Source organism: Amycolatopsis keratiniphila (genome assembly GCF_000400635.2).
GTDB classification, from domain to species: Bacteria; Actinomycetota; Actinomycetes; order Mycobacteriales; family Pseudonocardiaceae; genus Amycolatopsis; species Amycolatopsis keratiniphila.
The window spans coordinates 7,782,699-7,798,354 of record NC_021252.1; the positions used below are offsets into that span (position 1 = coordinate 7,782,699).

General features: G+C 65.1%; 23 protein-coding genes and 1 tRNA gene. 17 read left to right on the forward strand and 7 right to left on the reverse strand.

Annotation, left to right across the window (positions count from 1 at the left end):
• Positions 1 to 42: 42 nt before the first annotated feature.
• Entirely contained in the window at positions 43 to 891 is an 849-nt protein-coding gene (locus AORI_RS83105) for a glycosyltransferase (RefSeq protein ID WP_081809740.1), read from the reverse strand.
• A gap of 3 nt (positions 892 to 894) precedes the next feature.
• Positions 895 to 1,695: a GntR family transcriptional regulator gene (locus AORI_RS83110; RefSeq protein WP_158509149.1), complete on the reverse strand. Its 801-nt coding sequence runs from the start codon at positions 1,693 to 1,695 to the stop codon at positions 895 to 897.
• Positions 1,696 to 1,849: 154 nt separating this feature from the next.
• On the opposite strand from AORI_RS83110, the gene AORI_RS75850 reads away from it, so the two are divergent.
• From AORI_RS75850 to AORI_RS75910, 16 genes are all read left to right on the forward strand, one after another.
• Positions 1,850 to 2,188, forward strand: coding sequence for a hypothetical protein (locus AORI_RS75850; protein WP_043849172.1), 339 nt, complete (start codon positions 1,850 to 1,852; stop codon positions 2,186 to 2,188).
• 269 nt (positions 2,189 to 2,457) lie between these two features.
• Complete coding sequence (locus tag AORI_RS83575) at positions 2,458 to 2,700, forward strand: hypothetical protein (RefSeq protein ID WP_123798654.1); 243 nt, start codon at positions 2,458 to 2,460, stop codon at positions 2,698 to 2,700.
• The gene (locus AORI_RS83580) at positions 2,697 to 2,915 is read left to right on the forward strand and encodes a hypothetical protein (RefSeq protein ID WP_016337248.1); all 219 of its coding nucleotides are present in this window, start codon (positions 2,697 to 2,699) and stop codon (positions 2,913 to 2,915) included. The genes AORI_RS83575 and AORI_RS83580 overlap by 4 nt, the downstream gene beginning before the upstream one ends.
• Before the next feature lie 167 nt (positions 2,916 to 3,082).
• Positions 3,083 to 3,226 carry a hypothetical protein gene (locus tag AORI_RS83745; RefSeq protein ID WP_158509150.1) on the forward strand — a complete coding sequence of 48 codons (144 nt, stop codon included), beginning with the start codon at positions 3,083 to 3,085 and terminating at the stop codon, positions 3,224 to 3,226.
• The gene (locus tag AORI_RS75855; RefSeq protein WP_016337249.1) at positions 3,223 to 3,612 is read left to right on the forward strand and encodes a hypothetical protein; all 390 of its coding nucleotides are present in this window, start codon (positions 3,223 to 3,225) and stop codon (positions 3,610 to 3,612) included. Before AORI_RS83745 ends, AORI_RS75855 begins: the two co-directional genes overlap by 4 nt.
• Positions 3,612 to 3,887 carry a hypothetical protein gene (locus tag AORI_RS75860; RefSeq protein ID WP_228688244.1) on the forward strand — a complete coding sequence of 92 codons (276 nt, stop codon included), beginning with the start codon at positions 3,612 to 3,614 and terminating at the stop codon, positions 3,885 to 3,887. Before AORI_RS75855 ends, AORI_RS75860 begins: the two co-directional genes overlap by 1 nt.
• Complete coding sequence (locus tag AORI_RS75865; protein ID WP_016337251.1) at positions 3,887 to 4,069, forward strand: hypothetical protein; 183 nt, start codon at positions 3,887 to 3,889, stop codon at positions 4,067 to 4,069. Before AORI_RS75860 ends, AORI_RS75865 begins: the two co-directional genes overlap by 1 nt.
• Before the next feature lie 23 nt (positions 4,070 to 4,092).
• A complete protein-coding gene (locus tag AORI_RS75870) occupies positions 4,093 to 4,311 on the forward strand; it encodes a hypothetical protein (RefSeq protein WP_016337252.1) in 219 nt (72 codons plus the stop codon).
• 128 nt (positions 4,312 to 4,439) lie between these two features.
• Positions 4,440 to 5,885: a type IV secretory system conjugative DNA transfer family protein gene (locus AORI_RS75875; RefSeq protein ID WP_016337253.1), complete on the forward strand. Its 1,446-nt coding sequence runs from the start codon at positions 4,440 to 4,442 to the stop codon at positions 5,883 to 5,885.
• Positions 5,886 to 5,907: 22 nt separating this feature from the next.
• Entirely contained in the window at positions 5,908 to 6,132 is a 225-nt protein-coding gene (locus AORI_RS75880) for a hypothetical protein (RefSeq protein ID WP_016337254.1), read from the forward strand.
• An 18-nt stretch (positions 6,133 to 6,150) separates the two neighbouring features.
• On the forward strand, positions 6,151 to 6,402 hold the full coding sequence (locus AORI_RS75885; protein WP_016337255.1) for a hypothetical protein: 252 nt from the start codon (positions 6,151 to 6,153) through the stop codon (positions 6,400 to 6,402).
• 57 nt (positions 6,403 to 6,459) lie between these two features.
• Positions 6,460 to 6,735 carry a hypothetical protein gene (locus AORI_RS75890; protein ID WP_016337256.1) on the forward strand — a complete coding sequence of 92 codons (276 nt, stop codon included), beginning with the start codon at positions 6,460 to 6,462 and terminating at the stop codon, positions 6,733 to 6,735.
• Between the two features lie 58 nt (positions 6,736 to 6,793).
• On the forward strand, positions 6,794 to 7,642 hold the full coding sequence (locus tag AORI_RS75895; protein ID WP_016337257.1) for a hypothetical protein: 849 nt from the start codon (positions 6,794 to 6,796) through the stop codon (positions 7,640 to 7,642).
• A gap of 95 nt (positions 7,643 to 7,737) precedes the next feature.
• The gene (locus AORI_RS75900; protein WP_016337258.1) at positions 7,738 to 9,087 is read left to right on the forward strand and encodes a replication initiator; all 1,350 of its coding nucleotides are present in this window, start codon (positions 7,738 to 7,740) and stop codon (positions 9,085 to 9,087) included.
• Positions 9,084 to 9,260 (forward strand): helix-turn-helix domain-containing protein, encoded by a 177-nt coding sequence (locus AORI_RS75905; RefSeq protein WP_016337259.1) that lies wholly within the window; start codon positions 9,084 to 9,086, stop codon positions 9,258 to 9,260. The genes AORI_RS75900 and AORI_RS75905 overlap by 4 nt, the downstream gene beginning before the upstream one ends.
• Positions 9,261 to 9,463: 203 nt before the next feature.
• Positions 9,464 to 10,489, forward strand: coding sequence for a tyrosine-type recombinase/integrase (locus tag AORI_RS75910; protein ID WP_123798656.1), 1,026 nt, complete (start codon positions 9,464 to 9,466; stop codon positions 10,487 to 10,489).
• A gap of 10 nt (positions 10,490 to 10,499) precedes the next feature.
• On the opposite strand, the gene AORI_RS75915 is transcribed toward AORI_RS75910, so the two are convergent.
• The 5 genes from AORI_RS75915 to nfi all read right to left on the reverse strand — a co-directional run bounded on the left by AORI_RS75915 (position 10,500) and on the right by nfi (position 13,976).
• Positions 10,500 to 10,576: transfer RNA gene (locus AORI_RS75915), tRNA-Leu, on the reverse strand.
• Between the two features lie 39 nt (positions 10,577 to 10,615).
• Positions 10,616 to 11,116: a DUF4231 domain-containing protein gene (locus AORI_RS75920; protein ID WP_228688245.1), complete on the reverse strand. Its 501-nt coding sequence runs from the start codon at positions 11,114 to 11,116 to the stop codon at positions 10,616 to 10,618.
• A 77-nt stretch (positions 11,117 to 11,193) separates the two neighbouring features.
• Complete coding sequence (locus AORI_RS75925) at positions 11,194 to 12,522, reverse strand: NAD(P)/FAD-dependent oxidoreductase (RefSeq protein ID WP_005155795.1); 1,329 nt, start codon at positions 12,520 to 12,522, stop codon at positions 11,194 to 11,196.
• 84 nt (positions 12,523 to 12,606) lie between these two features.
• Positions 12,607 to 13,299: a uracil-DNA glycosylase gene (locus AORI_RS75930; RefSeq protein ID WP_016337262.1), complete on the reverse strand. Its 693-nt coding sequence runs from the start codon at positions 13,297 to 13,299 to the stop codon at positions 12,607 to 12,609.
• Entirely contained in the window at positions 13,296 to 13,976 is a 681-nt protein-coding gene (gene nfi, locus AORI_RS75935; protein WP_016337263.1) for a deoxyribonuclease V, read from the reverse strand. The genes AORI_RS75930 and nfi overlap by 4 nt, the downstream gene beginning before the upstream one ends.
• 28 nt (positions 13,977 to 14,004) lie before the next feature.
• Here nfi and AORI_RS75940 point away from each other — a divergent pair, with 28 nt between their 5' ends.
• The gene (locus tag AORI_RS75940) at positions 14,005 to 15,501 is read left to right on the forward strand and encodes a S10 family peptidase (protein WP_016337264.1); all 1,497 of its coding nucleotides are present in this window, start codon (positions 14,005 to 14,007) and stop codon (positions 15,499 to 15,501) included.
• The last annotated feature ends 155 nt before the right edge of the window (positions 15,502 to 15,656 follow it).

The following is a 15,656-nucleotide window of genomic DNA, read 5'->3' on the forward strand; positions in this document are numbered from 1 at the left end:
GAGCTTTGCTCCCTTCGTCGGCGCCTGACCCAAGTACCAGACTCAGGCCTCATTGCCCCGCGTCATACGCGAAAGCCCCTGCGCCTGACGCGCCTCCGGCGGAACCGACGGGTCCACAGCCGAATCGTCATCATCATCAATCGATCCCGGCAGGTACCGCGTTCGATTGGAGTGGATGGCATCGACGCGCATCTGAATGAGACGCCTGCGCGCCTCGTCTTCCTGCGGGTTCCAGTAGTCCGCCGAGGCGGTAGTCTGCGCAGAGTGCTTCCGATAGAGCATGCTCGGTTCGGCAATGAACTCGCCCGGAGTCACCGCCTCTGCGGCCAAGAGCGTGGCGATCGTCTCGGCACCAGTGAGCGCCATCCATCCACCCAATGACCAGATGAGGTCAGTGTGCATCGCGAGGTTCGCTGCTAGAACCGAGAGCCTGTCCTCTGCCTGCTCCCTGTAGAAGCGGCCAGGCTCAACTGGGCCATTCGGCGGGTCGTACGGGCCTGGCGTTGTGGTTCCGTCCTCATGCAAATCAAGGCCTGCCGACACGCACCAAGCAACGCGGTGCAACGCGTCAATGTCCCGTGATAGCGCGCCGGGAAGTAGTACGTCATCTGCGTCAACGTTGCGAATCACAATCCCCTGCGCCTGTGACAGAGCCATATTTCGAGTGACGGCGGCGCGACCAGCAAGCCCTGTGCCGTAGTGAACGCGCGGATCGTCGTCAGGAAGCTCTTTTTTTGGTATTCCACTGTTTCCATCCTCCTGTACGCACCACTCCCACGACCAGCCGTCGGGCATGTCCTGAGCACACAGGGACGCGTAGAGCTCCTTGAGGTAGCGGTGTCCACCATCGAAAACGGCTGTAACCACAGAGATCAAGCGCGGCGTTGCCATTGCTTACTCGTCCCACTTTCGCAATTCGGTGACGTAAGACAGCGAAATCCGGTCAGCCGGGGTCAAAAGTTCTGCTACATCTACCGCGCGCCCCGATGCGTCGTAGCTGATCTTCAAAATTGGAATGACGGGAACATTAAAGGGAATGTCATAGAGGGCCACTTCCTCCTCCGTTGGCATACGAGCGGAGACACGGTCCTCAATCGCGCATACCTCCACTCCCGCCGTGTACAACTGGTGAAGCGTACCACCAGGCCAAGGTTCATTTGACGAGTCCAAGAGCGGCGGATGATCTTTGACAAGCGAGTATGGCAAGTAGGAAATCATCCTACTGTAGCCTTCACCGTCACGATACTGCCGCAAATATGTCCGACGAAGAACGTATTCATCCGACCCAAGACCTAAGATCTTGGCCACTTCGACAGGCGGCGGAACAACCTCATAGGTTACTGAATCGTCGTTGACTTCTTCAATTGAAAGATTGGCGTCACGTTCAGCCGAACCGCGACGCCGACGAACATCCTCGCTCGCCTTAACGAGGTCCTTTTCTTCCTGGTAGTTGACGTTCGAGCGAGTCAGCTTCTGTGGAATCGCGCGGACCCGTACCGGCTGCCCGCGTCCACCCGGAGCAAGAAGCCCTTCCCCCTTCAGGGTCTGCACGGCGGCGGACACGACGTTCTTGCCGACACCGAACCGCTCACGTAGCTGGTCAGTGTTCGGCAGCGTCTCTCCTGGTGCGAACTTGCCGTCATGGATGTCCGCGCGGAGCTGCGCAGCTACGGCTTTCGTGTCCATTCGTTCCATGCCTCCATCCTCCCACATCATCCCGGGCAGTCAAACTCCATCCCGGGATGGGGTTGACAAGCCACGGATGAGGATGGCAAGGTTCCATGCATGCCATCCCGGGATAGCAACGTCATACCGGGATGAACATCGAAACCGACCAATGGAGGACGACATGAGGAACATCCCGGTGAACCTGGCGGGCTACCGGCTCACGGTCTCGGAGAACCCGGAGATGAAGATGCGCAAGGTCGACGGCCGCGAAGAGGTTGTGACCGACCGCGAAGGGGTCACCAAGTACACGGTGGCGCTCATGGTGAAGGCCAAGGGGGAGAAGGGCGAGGAGATCCGGGTGACCCTGGACGCCGACCCCGGCGAGGGCTTCTCGGAGGACGAGATGACCCGTGTCGAGCTGATCGACCCGCGCGTGACGCCGTACTCCTTCAAGAACGACCGGGGTGAAACCGTCTCGGGTGTGGCTTGGGGTGCGGCCGGAATGAAGCCCCTGTTCTGATCGCGCGCCGCGTGATTCCTGCCAAATCGGCATTTTGTCCGCTCGGGCACTGAATTTTTCTGATCATTGACAAATACATAGTGAGCCCAACTATGCCCAAAAACGCGCCTAATACGGCTACGCGCTTTGGTTCCTGACCTCATTTCGTCAGGGACCGGCGGGTGTATCCGTCCTAGACGAAATGAGGGTTTGAGAATGAGTGAGCACGAAATTTTGTCCGCGCAGTTGAACGCGTGGCCGTGGCTGCACCTGACGGAAGGGGATGAGCTGTGATCACCGGGCCGCTGAAATCTGAGCTTTTGGAAGTTTTCGATCGGGCATTGAGAGATTTGAGTGCCTTGAAGCGAGCACTGGAGGACGTCTCAAATCTGGTTTCAGTCGCAAATCTGGATCTGCGCCTATCGCACGATCAACTGATCAACGAACTAGGCATTTCCCTTGCGCAGGCGAACTTGATTCGATACGGCATCGACGAGGCCAAGACCTACGAAGGCCGAAGGAGGGAGAAGTGAACGAACGCGTAAGCCTCCTTCTCGGTTCTTACGAGAGCACCTATCGCGGCGTCCGCGAGGTGATCCGGGAGCTGGACCAGGCTGTGAGTTTGGCGCTCGGAGTGGACTCCGGTGCACGGTCTCGGACTAACCGGGTGATCGAGGAACTGATTGGAATCAATCAGGAAATTCACGCGATCGGAAAGGGTCTGGAAGGAGTGAAGAGCAATGGTTAAGTCGGCTGTGGGCGCTCTGCGGAGCGGTCTTTCGTCGTTCGACCCGAACGGCCCGAAGAGGGGTGCGTGATGGCCGGTCACGTGTGTTCGGCGAATTTCTGGCTGTCCCCGACCCGTATCGCGACCTGCAACGTGTGCGGTCGCCAGTGGCAGATGTGAGGAATGTGATGGAGACGAGTTTCGCGAAGGTGACGTTCTATCCGCTGTGGCTGCTGCTGGTCGCCGTGTTGGTGGTCGCCATGCCGGTGGCTGGGGTGGTCGCCCTGGTTCTGGGGTTGCTGGCGGTGGTCGGCACGCGGGGGACGCGATGACGGGCGCGGTGGACTTGTTCGGGAATCCGGTGAACGAGCCGGTGACGACGGGACCGGCTGCCCCTCCGATCAACGACATGACCTTGATCGAGAAGGTGCTACAGGTTGCGGAGAACACCGGGTATGTGCTGGTCGGCCCCTCGGAGCGGGTGTATCACCTGGTTGCCCGCAAGACGATCGAGGCCGCCCCCCGCCCCGAGGAAGAGGCCGTTCATCAGCTCCTGACCGCGAAGTGGCTGACGAAGGGAGGTGTGCACGTCTACACCCACCACGGGTTCGAGGGGCCGGGTAACTCGGTCCTGGTGCCCAAAAGCACCAAGGTGAAGGCCCGCCAGTGGCGCTCTTTGGCGCCGATTCCCTGTTCTCGCAAACGAAAGGCATCATGATGACGTCGCAGACGATCAACAAGGTCAACAAGGCCCGGTTCGCCGAGTTCGAGTTCGCGCTCGATGAGGTCCGCAAAGCCTTCGATGAGGTCGGCAAGCTCGGGAAGTCCTTGGACGACAAGGGCGCCACGGCGGACCGGTTCGAGGGCTGGCAGGTCCCGACCAAGTCCGAGGTGCAGGCGGATCTCCGGGCCGCATCTACCGCGCTGGACGAGCTGCGGGAGGCCGCGCTCAAGCGCAAGGCGGAGCTGATCTCGCGGGGCTGGCGGGTCTGATGGCCGCCCGCGAGGAAGACCTCGTTCACATCGCCGTGGAGAGGTCGTTCTGGTCGGGGCAAATGACCGCCGCGTGCGGAATCACCGCCACCGTCGACACCGTGGAGACATCGTTCTTCGGATTTCCGTTCGCGCCACGGTGCCCGGAATGCAAGCGGCTGGCGAAAGAATCCTGGTTCTGAACCGAGCACCGAGGGAGAAACCGATGAGCACCAACCAGATCGACGGCAAGCTGACCGAGCTGGACAACGCGATGAAGAAGCTGCGGTCGGCGCTGACAAGCTTGTCCAACCGGGTCGCCGGGGTCGGCAAGCAGCACACGAATGCCGCCCGCAAGGTCGCGACCGCGATCACCACCGTGGAGGCGGCGAAACCGCTGTTCGCCGGTGGCTCAAAGAAGAAGCCCGCCGCCCGGCGACGCTGACCGCCGGGACCGTAGTACCGACAACCGCATGACCGATCCGTCTGGACGTAGTGAGGGCCGTAGACCCCGCGTCCAGTGTCCGGGGCTCTGCGGCCCTCCTGTGTCCACCACACACAGGAGATCTACCGATGAAGACCCCGAAGTCCACGACCCGCCGTTCGAGCGGGAAGACCCCGATCCCGGCCCGGTGCGCGGGCTGGATGCTGCGCCACCCCGGTGTCACGGCTATGCCGGCCGTTTTCGGCACGAGCGTCATCGAGCTGGGCGCGGTCACCACCGGTAGCGCGGTGGCCGGTCTGGTCGGCGCCGGACTGTCCTGGCGCTACCTGCACAAAGACTCCTACATGGCGGTGGCGTCACCGCGGCTTCGTGCCGTCCGCCGTCGCTGGACCCGCTACATCGGCAAGTCCTGGAAGGAGTCCTTGGAGTATTGCAACCTGGTGGGGCAGGACCGCCGGACCGGGGAACTCCTGGTGCCCCGGCTGCTGCGGGTCGCCGCGCCCACCCCGTCGATCGACGTCCTCAAGGTCAAGTTCGTCAAAGGCCAGTCGCTGCGCGTCTTCCAGGACGTCCAGGACGAACTGGCCGCCGCGCTCGGAGCGGACGTGATCGCGATCGAGAAGGGCAGCAAGCCCCGGATCCTGACGATCACCCTGGTGCACGGCAACCCATTCGACGTCGTCATTCCCCCGGCGGATATCCCCGGTGAGGTGGATGAGGTCGATCTCAAGGCGATCGAGCTGGGCGACACCGAACAGGGCGAGATCTGGGCTGAACCGCTGCTTGGGCACCACTGGCTGATCTCCGGCGCGACCGGCTCGGGTAAGGGGTCGCTGCTGTGGAACCCGCTGCGGGCGATGGGGCCGATGATCCGGGAGCAGATCGCCCGGATCTGGATGATCGACCCCAAGGGCGGTATGGAGACCGAACGCGGGAAGCCGCTGTTCTACCGGCACGCCACGTCCGCCGACGACGACGTGGAGTACGACGACGGCACCGGCCCTGAGGACGTCGATCCGATGCTCGCCGTGCTGCTCGAATTCCGGGACCGGATGCGGGAACGTCAGGCGTTCCTGAGGGAGCACAAGCTCCGCAAGTTCACCCCTTCCGTTGAGACCCCGTTCGAAGTCCTGATGATCGACGAACTGGCGATGCTCACCGCGCTCGGTGGTAGCCGGTCGACGATCAGCCAGGTGAACCGGATTCTCGCGGAGATCCTGACTCAGGGCCGCGCGGCCGGTTTCGCGGTCGTGGCCTACGTCCAGGAACCGACGAAGGACATTGTGCCGGTGCGGGATCTGTTCACCCGCCGGATCTCGCTGCGCACTGGCTCGGCCTCCTATGTGGACATGGTGCTCGGGGAGGACGCGCGGCTGCGTGGCGCTCTCGCGGACGAGATCCCGGAAGAGGGCTGCGAGGGCATCGGCTACCGCACCTCGGAGAAGTCCCGCACCCCGATCCGGGTCCGCGCGGGCTACAGCACCGACGACGACATTGACGAACTCGTCCGGCTCTGCACCCCGCACTTCGACGACGACGGCCCCGCCGGGATCGTCGTTCCCTTCGCCGCCTGACCGTCCAGAAAGGACAAAAACAGTGATCACCCTCAAGCTTCTGTGGCTCTGGCTCAAAATCACCGGCCTCACCGCTCTCGCCGTCATCCTCGAAGGCGTGCTCATTCGAAGTTTCTGGTGGACCGTCCTCGCGGTCGGCTCGACGGTCGTCGTCTACATCGGACTGACGATCGGGATCTGGAAGGAATGGCACGCCGAACGCAACGGCGCCGGAACATACCAAGTCATCCACTACACCCGCGACTGACCAGAAAGGACACTCGCCATGGCGTACGGGAACAGCTTCGCGGACATGCACCACGATATCTGCGGCCACTTGAAGGCGGGGCTGAATGCTCTGGTGACCGGGACCTGGTTCGCGACCGGAGACGAGCACAAGCTCTCCGATTCCGCCTTCGCGGATCTCAAGGCGCGCCGGATCGCAGCAACCCGGGAGGCCGAAGACCTTGTGACACGAGCCTTGAACCGGCTCGATCAGGTCAATCCGGACCATGCTGGCAACGGCAGCAAGGGGTGAACCGTGGATAGCCAAGAGTCCTTGCCCGGACCGGAATCCGAAGTGTGGCACTCGGCAGTGTCCACTCTGGAGGACGGGCTAGCGATCTACCCGCTTCGCTCGATCGAGGGTGTGCGGTTCGAGCGTGCGACGGTCACGAACACGGCCGTCTCCGGCACCGCGTCCACGGTGCTGCTGCGGGTGAGCCAGTCCCCGCCGGGAAAACCAGATCAGGCATGGGAGTTGGCGATGCCCCCGGAGTTCGCCCGCTACCTGGCGGCCCTGCTCGACGCACAGGCCCGCTACATCCAGACCGCTTCACCGGCATGCGCGGAGTCCTCGCGGGACACGTGAGATCTCCGTCGTGCCACGGGCGCCTCGCCCGTCCATCCCCGTGAAAGGAGGCAACATCATGTTCTGGAAACGCAAGATCGAGGGCGAGGACACCCCGCGTTCCCGCCGGGTTCGTGCGCTGGCCGATCAGCTCGACGAAGCCCGCGACGTGCACCGGCTGTCCACCGATCCGATGTTGGGCGCGGTGACCGCCGACCGGTTCCGGGTCTCGATCACCCGAACCATGTGGGTGTTCCTCGCGATCGGGCTCGGGTTCACCACCACCGGCGTACATGACTTCCTGGCCGGTGACCGGCCGATCGCCGATCCGCTGTGGTGGGGCGCGTGGCTGGCTGAACCCGCGCTCGCGGGCATCCTGGTGACGCTGCTCCGCTGGGAGGCCTCGATGCTCTCCCACGGCGTCACGGTCGATGTCAAACCGGTGCGCTACCTCAAGCGCCTTCTGCTGGGTGCCACGCTGGTGGCCAACGTGTGGGCTGGACTCGCGCCAGCGCACGGCGAGGTGTCGAAGGGCATGGTGTTCTTCCACCTGGTGATCCCGCTCGTGGTGTTCCTGCTGGCGGAGGTCATGCCGGTGATCCAGCAGACCTGCACCCGCGTCCGCGAACAAGCCCTCGCCACGGTCACGGCCCCGACCAGGGAGAACACCGTGCGGCAAACCGCGGCTTCCCCGGCGGCTACGCCGGCCGAAATCCAGACCCCCCGAGCCCCGACGTCGGCCACGTTCGCGAAGCTCCCCGCCAGCATCCGCACCACGGTCACCAGCATCACCGAGACCGCCCACGACGCTGGCAGGCCCGTCACGGCCGCCGATCTGACCACCAGGGTCAACCTGCCCGAGGCGATGCTCACCACGCTGGTGGACGAACTGAACGCCTCGATCAACCACCACCCGGTCACCGCCTGACCGGTTCCCCGCACCACGCACGTTCGCCGGGCAGCCCTCGGTGATCGTGCCGGGGGTTCGCCCGGCTCTCTCGTGCCCGCACGAAATGGAGAGCCATGATCACCGAGCACGACGGGTCCTCACTGGCTACCCGCATCACCCGCCACCTCAACATGAGCCACGTCCGCGACCGCGTCACCGCGACCGGCGGATGCCTCCAGCCGGTGCACCTGTCCGGCTACCGCGTCGTCACCGACCGCGCCACCGGCCGCACCCTCGACCACCATGCCGGGACCGTCTACGCCCCGTGCGGCAATCGTCGCGAGTCCGTGTGCCCCGCCTGCTCCGACCGCTACGCCGCCGACGCGTTCCACCTCATCCGCGCCGGAATGACCGGCGGCAAGACGATCCCGGAGACCGTGGCGGACAAGCCCCGCCTGTTCGTCACCCTTACCGCACCGAGCTTCGGCGCCGTCCACGGCCGCCGCACCACCCGCACCGGCCGCCGAATCCCCTGCGGATGCGGGGAAAACCACCACGAAGCCGATCCCCGCGTAGGTACCGCGATCGACCCTGAGGCGTACGACTACCGGGGCGCGGTCCTTTGGCAAGGCCACACCGGCGACCTGTGGCACCGCTTCACCATCCGCCTTCGCCGGGAGATCGCCCGCGCAGCCGGGCTCAAGGCAAGCGAGTTCGCCGACCACGCACGGCTCTCCTACGCCAAGGTCGCCGAATACCAGAAACGCGGGCTCATCCACTTCCACGCCGTGATCCGGCTCGACGGCCCCGAGGGCGCCCACGACCCCGCACCCGCCTGGGTCGACAACATGCTCATGGAGCACGCCGTCCGCGCGGCGGCTGAAACCACCCGCGTGTCCCGCGAACTCCTGCTCGACGGCGAGACCACCGAGCACGTGTTCACCTGGGGCCAGCAGATCGACATCCGACCCATTCGCCCCGCACACGCCGCGCAGATCGAGGGCGACGACGGCGAGATCAGCGACCGCGCGCTAGCCGGATACATCGCCAAATACGCCACCAAAGGCACCAGCACAAGCGAAGTTCCCGACCGTCCTATCCGGTCCGAACGCGCGATCGAGCACCTGGACGTCCTGCCGCACCACCGCCGCATGATCGCCACCGCCTGGGAGCTCGGAGCCAGCGAAGACCTCGCGTTCCTCCGGAAGTGGGCGCACATGCTCGGCTTCCGGGGCCACTTCCTCACCAAATCCCAGCGGTACTCCGTCACCTTCACCACGCTGCGCGGTGACCGCCGCACCCATCAGCACGTGGCGACGCTCGAAGCCCTTGGGGCCACTCCGGACGGCGTGATCGTCGTCAACCACTGGAACTACACCGGAAACGGCCACAACAACCCCGAAGAACGCGAGATCGCCGAAGCGATCTACGAAGGAAAACGCCAGCAACGTAAAGAGAAACTCGCAAAGGAGAATCAGCGATGAACCAGCCACTCATGACCGTCGAAGACGTCTCGACCTACCTCGGAGTCCCCGTCGGCACCCTCTACAGGTGGCGCACCACCGGCTACGGCCCGGCGGGCAAGCGCATCGGTAAGCACCTCCGTTACATCCCCGAGGACGTGTACGGGTGGGCCGCCAAACAAGGGGGCGCGTGATGGCACGGCCACCGCTCGATGTTGGGACACACGGGAAGATCCGTTTCAGCGACACGACTACCGGCGTCAAGGCTCGTGCGAGCTACCGGGGCTTTGACGGGAAGGTGCACGACATTGAGCGCACCGGCCCGACTCGTCCCAAGGCTGAACGGCTGCTGAAGAAGGCGATCAGCGAAGCCCTCAAGGCGCCCGGAGGTGGCGACATGGACCACAACACGAAGTTCAGCGTCGTCGCCGACAGGTGGATCACACGGCAGGCTGGGCGCGTCGAGGCGGGAGAGCGAGCACACGGCACGCTGGACAACTACCGAAGTGTGCTCAAGAACCATGTGCTTCCCGCGCTCGGCGATCTCCGGCTGCACGAGGTGACCGTGCCACGGCTGGACGCGTTTCTCCCTGCTGTCAAAGCGAAAACCAGCGCATCCCATGCCCGGACAACGCGTGCCGTGGTGAGTGGCGTTCTCGGCTTCGCCGTTCGTCAAGGGGCCTTGGGATCGAACCCGGTCCGGGAACTTGAACGGATCGAAGGCGGGAAGCGGAAGAAGCCTCGTGCCTTGTCGTCGGCAGAGCGCCGCAAGTGGCTCGAACAGCTCGAAGCCGATCCAAAGGCCGTCGCGCGAGACCTGCCGGACCTGACGCGGTTCATGCTGGCGACCGGAGTCCGGATCGGCGAGGCGTTGGCGACCTTCTGGGAGGACGTCGATCTTGACGCCGGAACGGTCGCGATCGACTGGAAGGTGATCCGCATCCGGGAGGTCGGGTTGCGGCGGGTGAAGAAGCTCAAGACCGAGTCCGGGGATCGAACACTGCCGCTCCCCTCGTGGGCGGTGTCGGTGCTTCGGGAGCGTCGTCGTCTGGCCGAAGAAGCTGGGCGAGGCCCGGCCACCCCGGTCTTCCCGGACACGCTCGGTGGGCTACGCGATCCCTCGAACACCCGGCGGGATCTCCGGGAGGCACGCGGCACGGAGGACTTCGCGTGGATCAAGTCGCACGTTTTCCGCAAGACGGCGGCCACGGTGCTGGACGACGCGAAACTGAGTTCCCGGCAGATCGCCGATCAGCTCGGCCACGCCCGGCCGTCGGTCACCCAGGACGTGTACATGGGCAGGACCACGGTCTCCCGGGACAACGCGATTGCCCTGGAAGCCATGTGGGATGACGACGGTCCGGGCAATTCCGGGGGTAAACCGGGGGCCGGTCAGGACCAGCAAGACCAGACAGGCCCCTGACCTGCATGAATGGTGCCCCGGACGGGGATCGAACCCGCACTGTGTCGATTTTAAGTCGACTGCCTCTGCCAATTGGGCTACCGGGGCACGGGTCAGCCTAGGCGATGCCCCGAGCGAGGTGATGACCTAGTTCGCCTTGTCGGCTTGGCGGTACTTGAGCCAGCTGTTGCCGACGAGATCCCAGATCGCCTGGTACTGGTCGAATCGCTCGCGCAACACGGCCTGGTCGAGCTCTTCGGGCGGCGTCGACGCGATGTAGTAGGTCAGCTCGTCACGCAGCCGGTAGAACTTGTACTGGCCTTCTTCCATCAACACCCACAGCGAGCGCCACGCGAAGAACGGTTCGAGCACGTTCACCACGGTGACGACGGCGACCAGCGCGAACGCCGTCCCCGTCCACGGATTCAGGTTCTGCAGGCCGAGGATGATCGTCGAGGTGGCGGACAGCAGCAGCGCCAGGACCCGCAGGATGACCGACCTCGTCCGGAACCGGCGTTTGCGGATCCGCGCGTACTTCGTCCCCTGTTCGATCCGCTCCACGAGGTCGTGGGCGAGTTCGAGCGGGGTCAGCCCCGGCCGGGGAAGGGCGGATTGGATGGGCGGCTTCAACTTCCGGAATGCCTGCACCGGCACACCTTAAACGCCGTGAAGGCCTCCTTCCCTACCTTGAACGTAGGGAAGGAGGCCTTCACGGAACTACGAAGTCAGGACTTCGACAGCCGGTCGAACTCCTCGCGCGGGTTGTTGATCTGACCGAGCGAGATGACCTCGCGCCGGAACAGGCCACCGAGCATCCAGTCGAACAGGATGCGGATCTTGCGGTTCCACGTCGGCATCGCCTTGAGGTGGTACGCGCGGTGGAAGAGCCAGGCCGGGAAACCCTTGATCTTCAGGTTCAGCGCGTCGGCGACACCCTTGTGCAGGCCGAGGCTGGCCACCGCACCCAGGTTCTTGTGGTAGTAGTCCTTCGGCTTGCCGCCGCGGATCACCTTGATGATGTTCTTCGACAGCAGACGCGCCTGACGGACGGCGTGCTGGGCGTTCGGCGGGCAGGTCGCGGTCGGGTCCTGCTCGGTGCGCGAGAGGTCCGGGACCGCGGCGTTGTCACCGGCGGTCCAGACGTCGGGGTGCCCGACGACCTGCATCGCGGCGGTGGCCTCGACCCGGCCGCGCTTGTCCAGCGGCAGGTCCGAGCTGGCGAGCACCGGGTTCGCCTTCACACCGGCGGTCCAGATGATCGTGTCGGTGTCGAATTCGGTGCCGTCCGAAAGCACGACGTGGCCGTTCTCGAACGACTTCGCCGCTGTCGACAAATAGACCTCGATGCCGCGCTTCTCGAGCTGCTCGACGGTGTACACACCGAGCGTCTCGCGCACCTCGGGGAGGATCCGACCGGCGGCCTCGACGAGCACCCAGCGGATGTCCTCGACCTTGAGGTTCGGGTAATAGTTCTCGACCGCGAACCGGGTCATGTCCTCGAGCTCGGCCAGCGCTTCGATACCGGCGAACCCGCCGCCGACGACGGTGAACGTCAGCAGGCGCTTGCGCTGCTCGGGGTCGAGCGTGCTGGCGGCCTCGTCCAGCTTCGTCATGACGTGGTTGCGCAGGTAGATCGCCTCGCCGATGGTCTTGAAGGCGATGCCCTCCTCGACCAGGCCCGGGATCGGCAGGATGCGCGCGACGGCGCCGAGCGCGACCACGAGGACGTCGTAGTTCAGCTGCTCGACGTGCCCGTCGGCGGCCTCGACCGTCACGGCTTTGCGCTCGTGCTCGATCTTCGTCACGCGCGCGGTGAGCACGTGGCAGCGCTTGAGCACGCGCCTCAGCGGCACGACCACGTGCCGCGGTTCGATCGCACCGGCCGCCGCCTCGGGCAGGAAGGGGGCATAGGTCATGTGCGGCTGCGGATCAACGACCGTCACGGACGCTTCGTTGGCCCGGAGCATCTTCTGGAGCCCGTACGCCGTGTAGAGCCCGACGTACCCACCACCGAGGACGAGGATCCGTGTCGGTTCCGACTTAACACCAGCCATATTTCTATAGTCGCACCCATCAGCTGAGATCGCTCGCAGACCCCATCCGGCTGTGACCAGCGTCGCCACGGTTTCCGCACCGATTCAGTTCAGGCCCGCCGCCGAGGTCGCGGAGGCCAGGACGTCGCACACCATGTCAAGCGTCAGGCGGCCGGTCTGGACATTGCGCTGCGACACGTGATAACAGCCGAAAAGGCGCAGGTCGCCGAGTTCCACTTCGACTCCGTGGCCGAATTTCGGGCGTGGCGCGGGCACCGGCCAGCCCGCCTCCGCGAGCACCGGCAGCAACGCCTGCCAGCCGAACGCGCCGAGCACCACGACGGCCTTCAGCGTCGGTTTCAGCAACGCGAGCTCGGCCGCGAGCCACGATCGGCAGGTCTCCCGTTCCTCAGGTGTGGGCTTGTTCGCGGGTGGCGCGCATCTCACCGGGGAGACCATCCGGGTGCCTCGCAGCTCCAGCCCGTCACCTATATGGGTCGACGTCGGCTGCGACGCGACACCGACCCGGTGAAGCGCCTTGAAGAGAACGTCACCGGACGGGTCGCCGGTGAACAACCGGCCGGTCCTGTTCGCGCCGTGTGCGGAGGGAGCGAGGCCGACGATGGCCAGCGACGCGTCGGGCGGACCGAAGCCGGGCACCGGCCGGGCCCAATAGGTCTCGCCGGCGAACGCCGCCCGTTTGACCACGGCGATCTCCTCGCGCCAGGCGACGAGCCGCGGGCAGGCACGGCAGTCCACGACCTCGGCGTCGAGTTCGGCGAGTGAACGGAACCTCATGACGCTTCTTTCAGTGTGTCGCGGGCGAGGCGGTCGGCGTGCCGGGTCGTCTCCGGCTGACGGAACGACGGGGCCAGCCGCAGCACCTGGCGGCACGCGTTGTCCAGCGAGATCTTGTGGCCGACGGAGACGTAAACCGGTTTCACGTCGTCCTGGGTGCGCAGGACCGCGCCGACGACCTCACCCTCGTCCAGCAGGGGTGCCCGCGAGCCACGGGCATCGCCGGGCTCGTCGTGTTCACCGATGAAGCGGGTCTTGCCGACCCCGATGGACGGCAGGCCGGTCACGACGCCGACATGGCAGGCGAGCCCGAACCGGCGCGGGTGCGCCAGGCCGTGCCCGTCGCAGACCAGCAGATCCGGGACGTGATCGAGCGCGCGAAGGGCGTCGAGCAGCGGAGGAAGCTCGCGAAACGCGAAAAGGCCCGGTTCGTACGGGAACGAAATCCGGGAAACGACCGATCGCTTTTCCACGACGCGGAATCCGGCGGTCTCGAGGGTGACCGCGGCCGCGGCGATCAGGCCACTGCCCTCGTCGTACGCGACGTCCAGCCCGGTGACCGTGACGATCTCTTGTGGACAGCGATCTTCGAGATCGACCAGGCCACGCAGGGTTTCCTGGATCTCGATCGCCTGCCGGGGCGTGTCCGGGCGATCATGCGCCGTGACGATTTCCACTCCTACAGAGTGCCAGTAAGTTGGAGGCATGCCGGACACCAATCCCGATTCGAAGGCCGCCGACGAGAAGGACACCCCGTCGGTGGAAACCAAGGTCGAGCCGACCGACGACCTGGTCACCACGAAGCACACGCTGACGCTCAAGCGCAAGAAGCTCGCGTACACCGCCCAGACCGGGCGGATCGTGCTGCGGAAGGAGGTCATCACCGACGGCAAGTCCGAAGGCCACAAAGCCAAGGCCGAGGTGTTCCTGACCTCCTACACGCTCGACGACGCTGAGCCCGGCTCGCGCCCGGTCACGTTCGCGTTCAACGGCGGACCCGGCTCGGCGAGTGTCTGGCTGCACATGGGCCTGCTCGGCCCGCGCCGCGTGCTTTCGGGCGATGTCGACGACCCGGTCGCGCCGCCCTACGGGCTGACCGACAACCAGGAAACCCTGCTGGCGCACAGCGACCTGGTGTTCATCGACCCGGTGTCGACCGGCTACTCGCGCGCCGTGGACGGCGAGGCGGCCAAGGAGTACCACGGGTACACCGCCGACATCGAGTCCATCGGCGAGATCATCCGGCTGTGGGTCTCGCGCAAACAGCGCTGGCTGTCGCCGAAGTTCCTGGCGGGCGAGTCCTACGGCACGCTCCGCGCGGCCGGGCTGGCGTCGCATCTGCAGGAACGTCACGGGATGTATTTCAACGGGCTCCTGCTGATCTCGTCCGTGCTGGATCTGGGCACCCTGCGGTTCACCGAGGGCAACGACCTGCCGTACTCGCTCTACGTGCCGACGTACGCGGCGATCGCGCACTACCACGGTCTCCACGGCGATCGGCCCCTCGACGACGTCCTGGCCGACGCCGAGGACTTCGCGGCCAAGGAACTCCCCTGGGCCCTCGCCCGCGGCGCTCGTCTGTCCACACAGGACCGAGCGGAGATCGTGGCGACGCTCGCTTCGCTGACCGGTTTGAGCGAGTCCTATGTGGACCGGGTCAATCTGCGGATCGAGCACGTGCGGTACTTCACCGAACTGCTGCGGGACAAGGGCCTGGTCGTCGGGCGGATGGACGGCCGGTTCACCACCTGGGAGCCCGACGGCGGCCGTGAGCACATGAGCGACGACCCGTCGATCTCGCGGATCATCGGCGCCTACACGGGCGGGCTCAACCACTATGTGCGGGCCGAACTCGGCTACGAGAACGACCTGCCGTACGAGATCCTCTCGACGGACGTGTTCAAGGCCTGGTCGTACTCGGACTTCGAGGGACGCTCGGTGTCCTCTGTGGACTCGCTCGCTTCGGCCATGCGGGCGAACCCGCATCTTCGGGTGCACGTCGCCTTCGGTCACTACGATGGCGCGACGCCGTACTTCGCTTCGGAGCATGTGCTGGCGCGCCTTCAGATTCCCGAGGAACTGCGGGAGAACATCGACACGGCGTACTACCCGGCCGGGCACATGATGTACGTGCACGAGGAGTCGCGGGTGCGGCAGGCGAAGGACCTGGCGAAGTTCATCAAGGCCGCTTCCGGGAAGTAGCCGCCCCTCGTCAGCGCCGCTGGCCATAAGTGCCATGAAAGGTCCTTTCCTTGCAAATTTTGCAAGGAAAGGACCTTTCATGGCAGTGCGGGATCGAATTCTGTCGGACCTGCCGGTCACTGTGTCGGCATGTACCTATCACGAGCTCCGCTAAC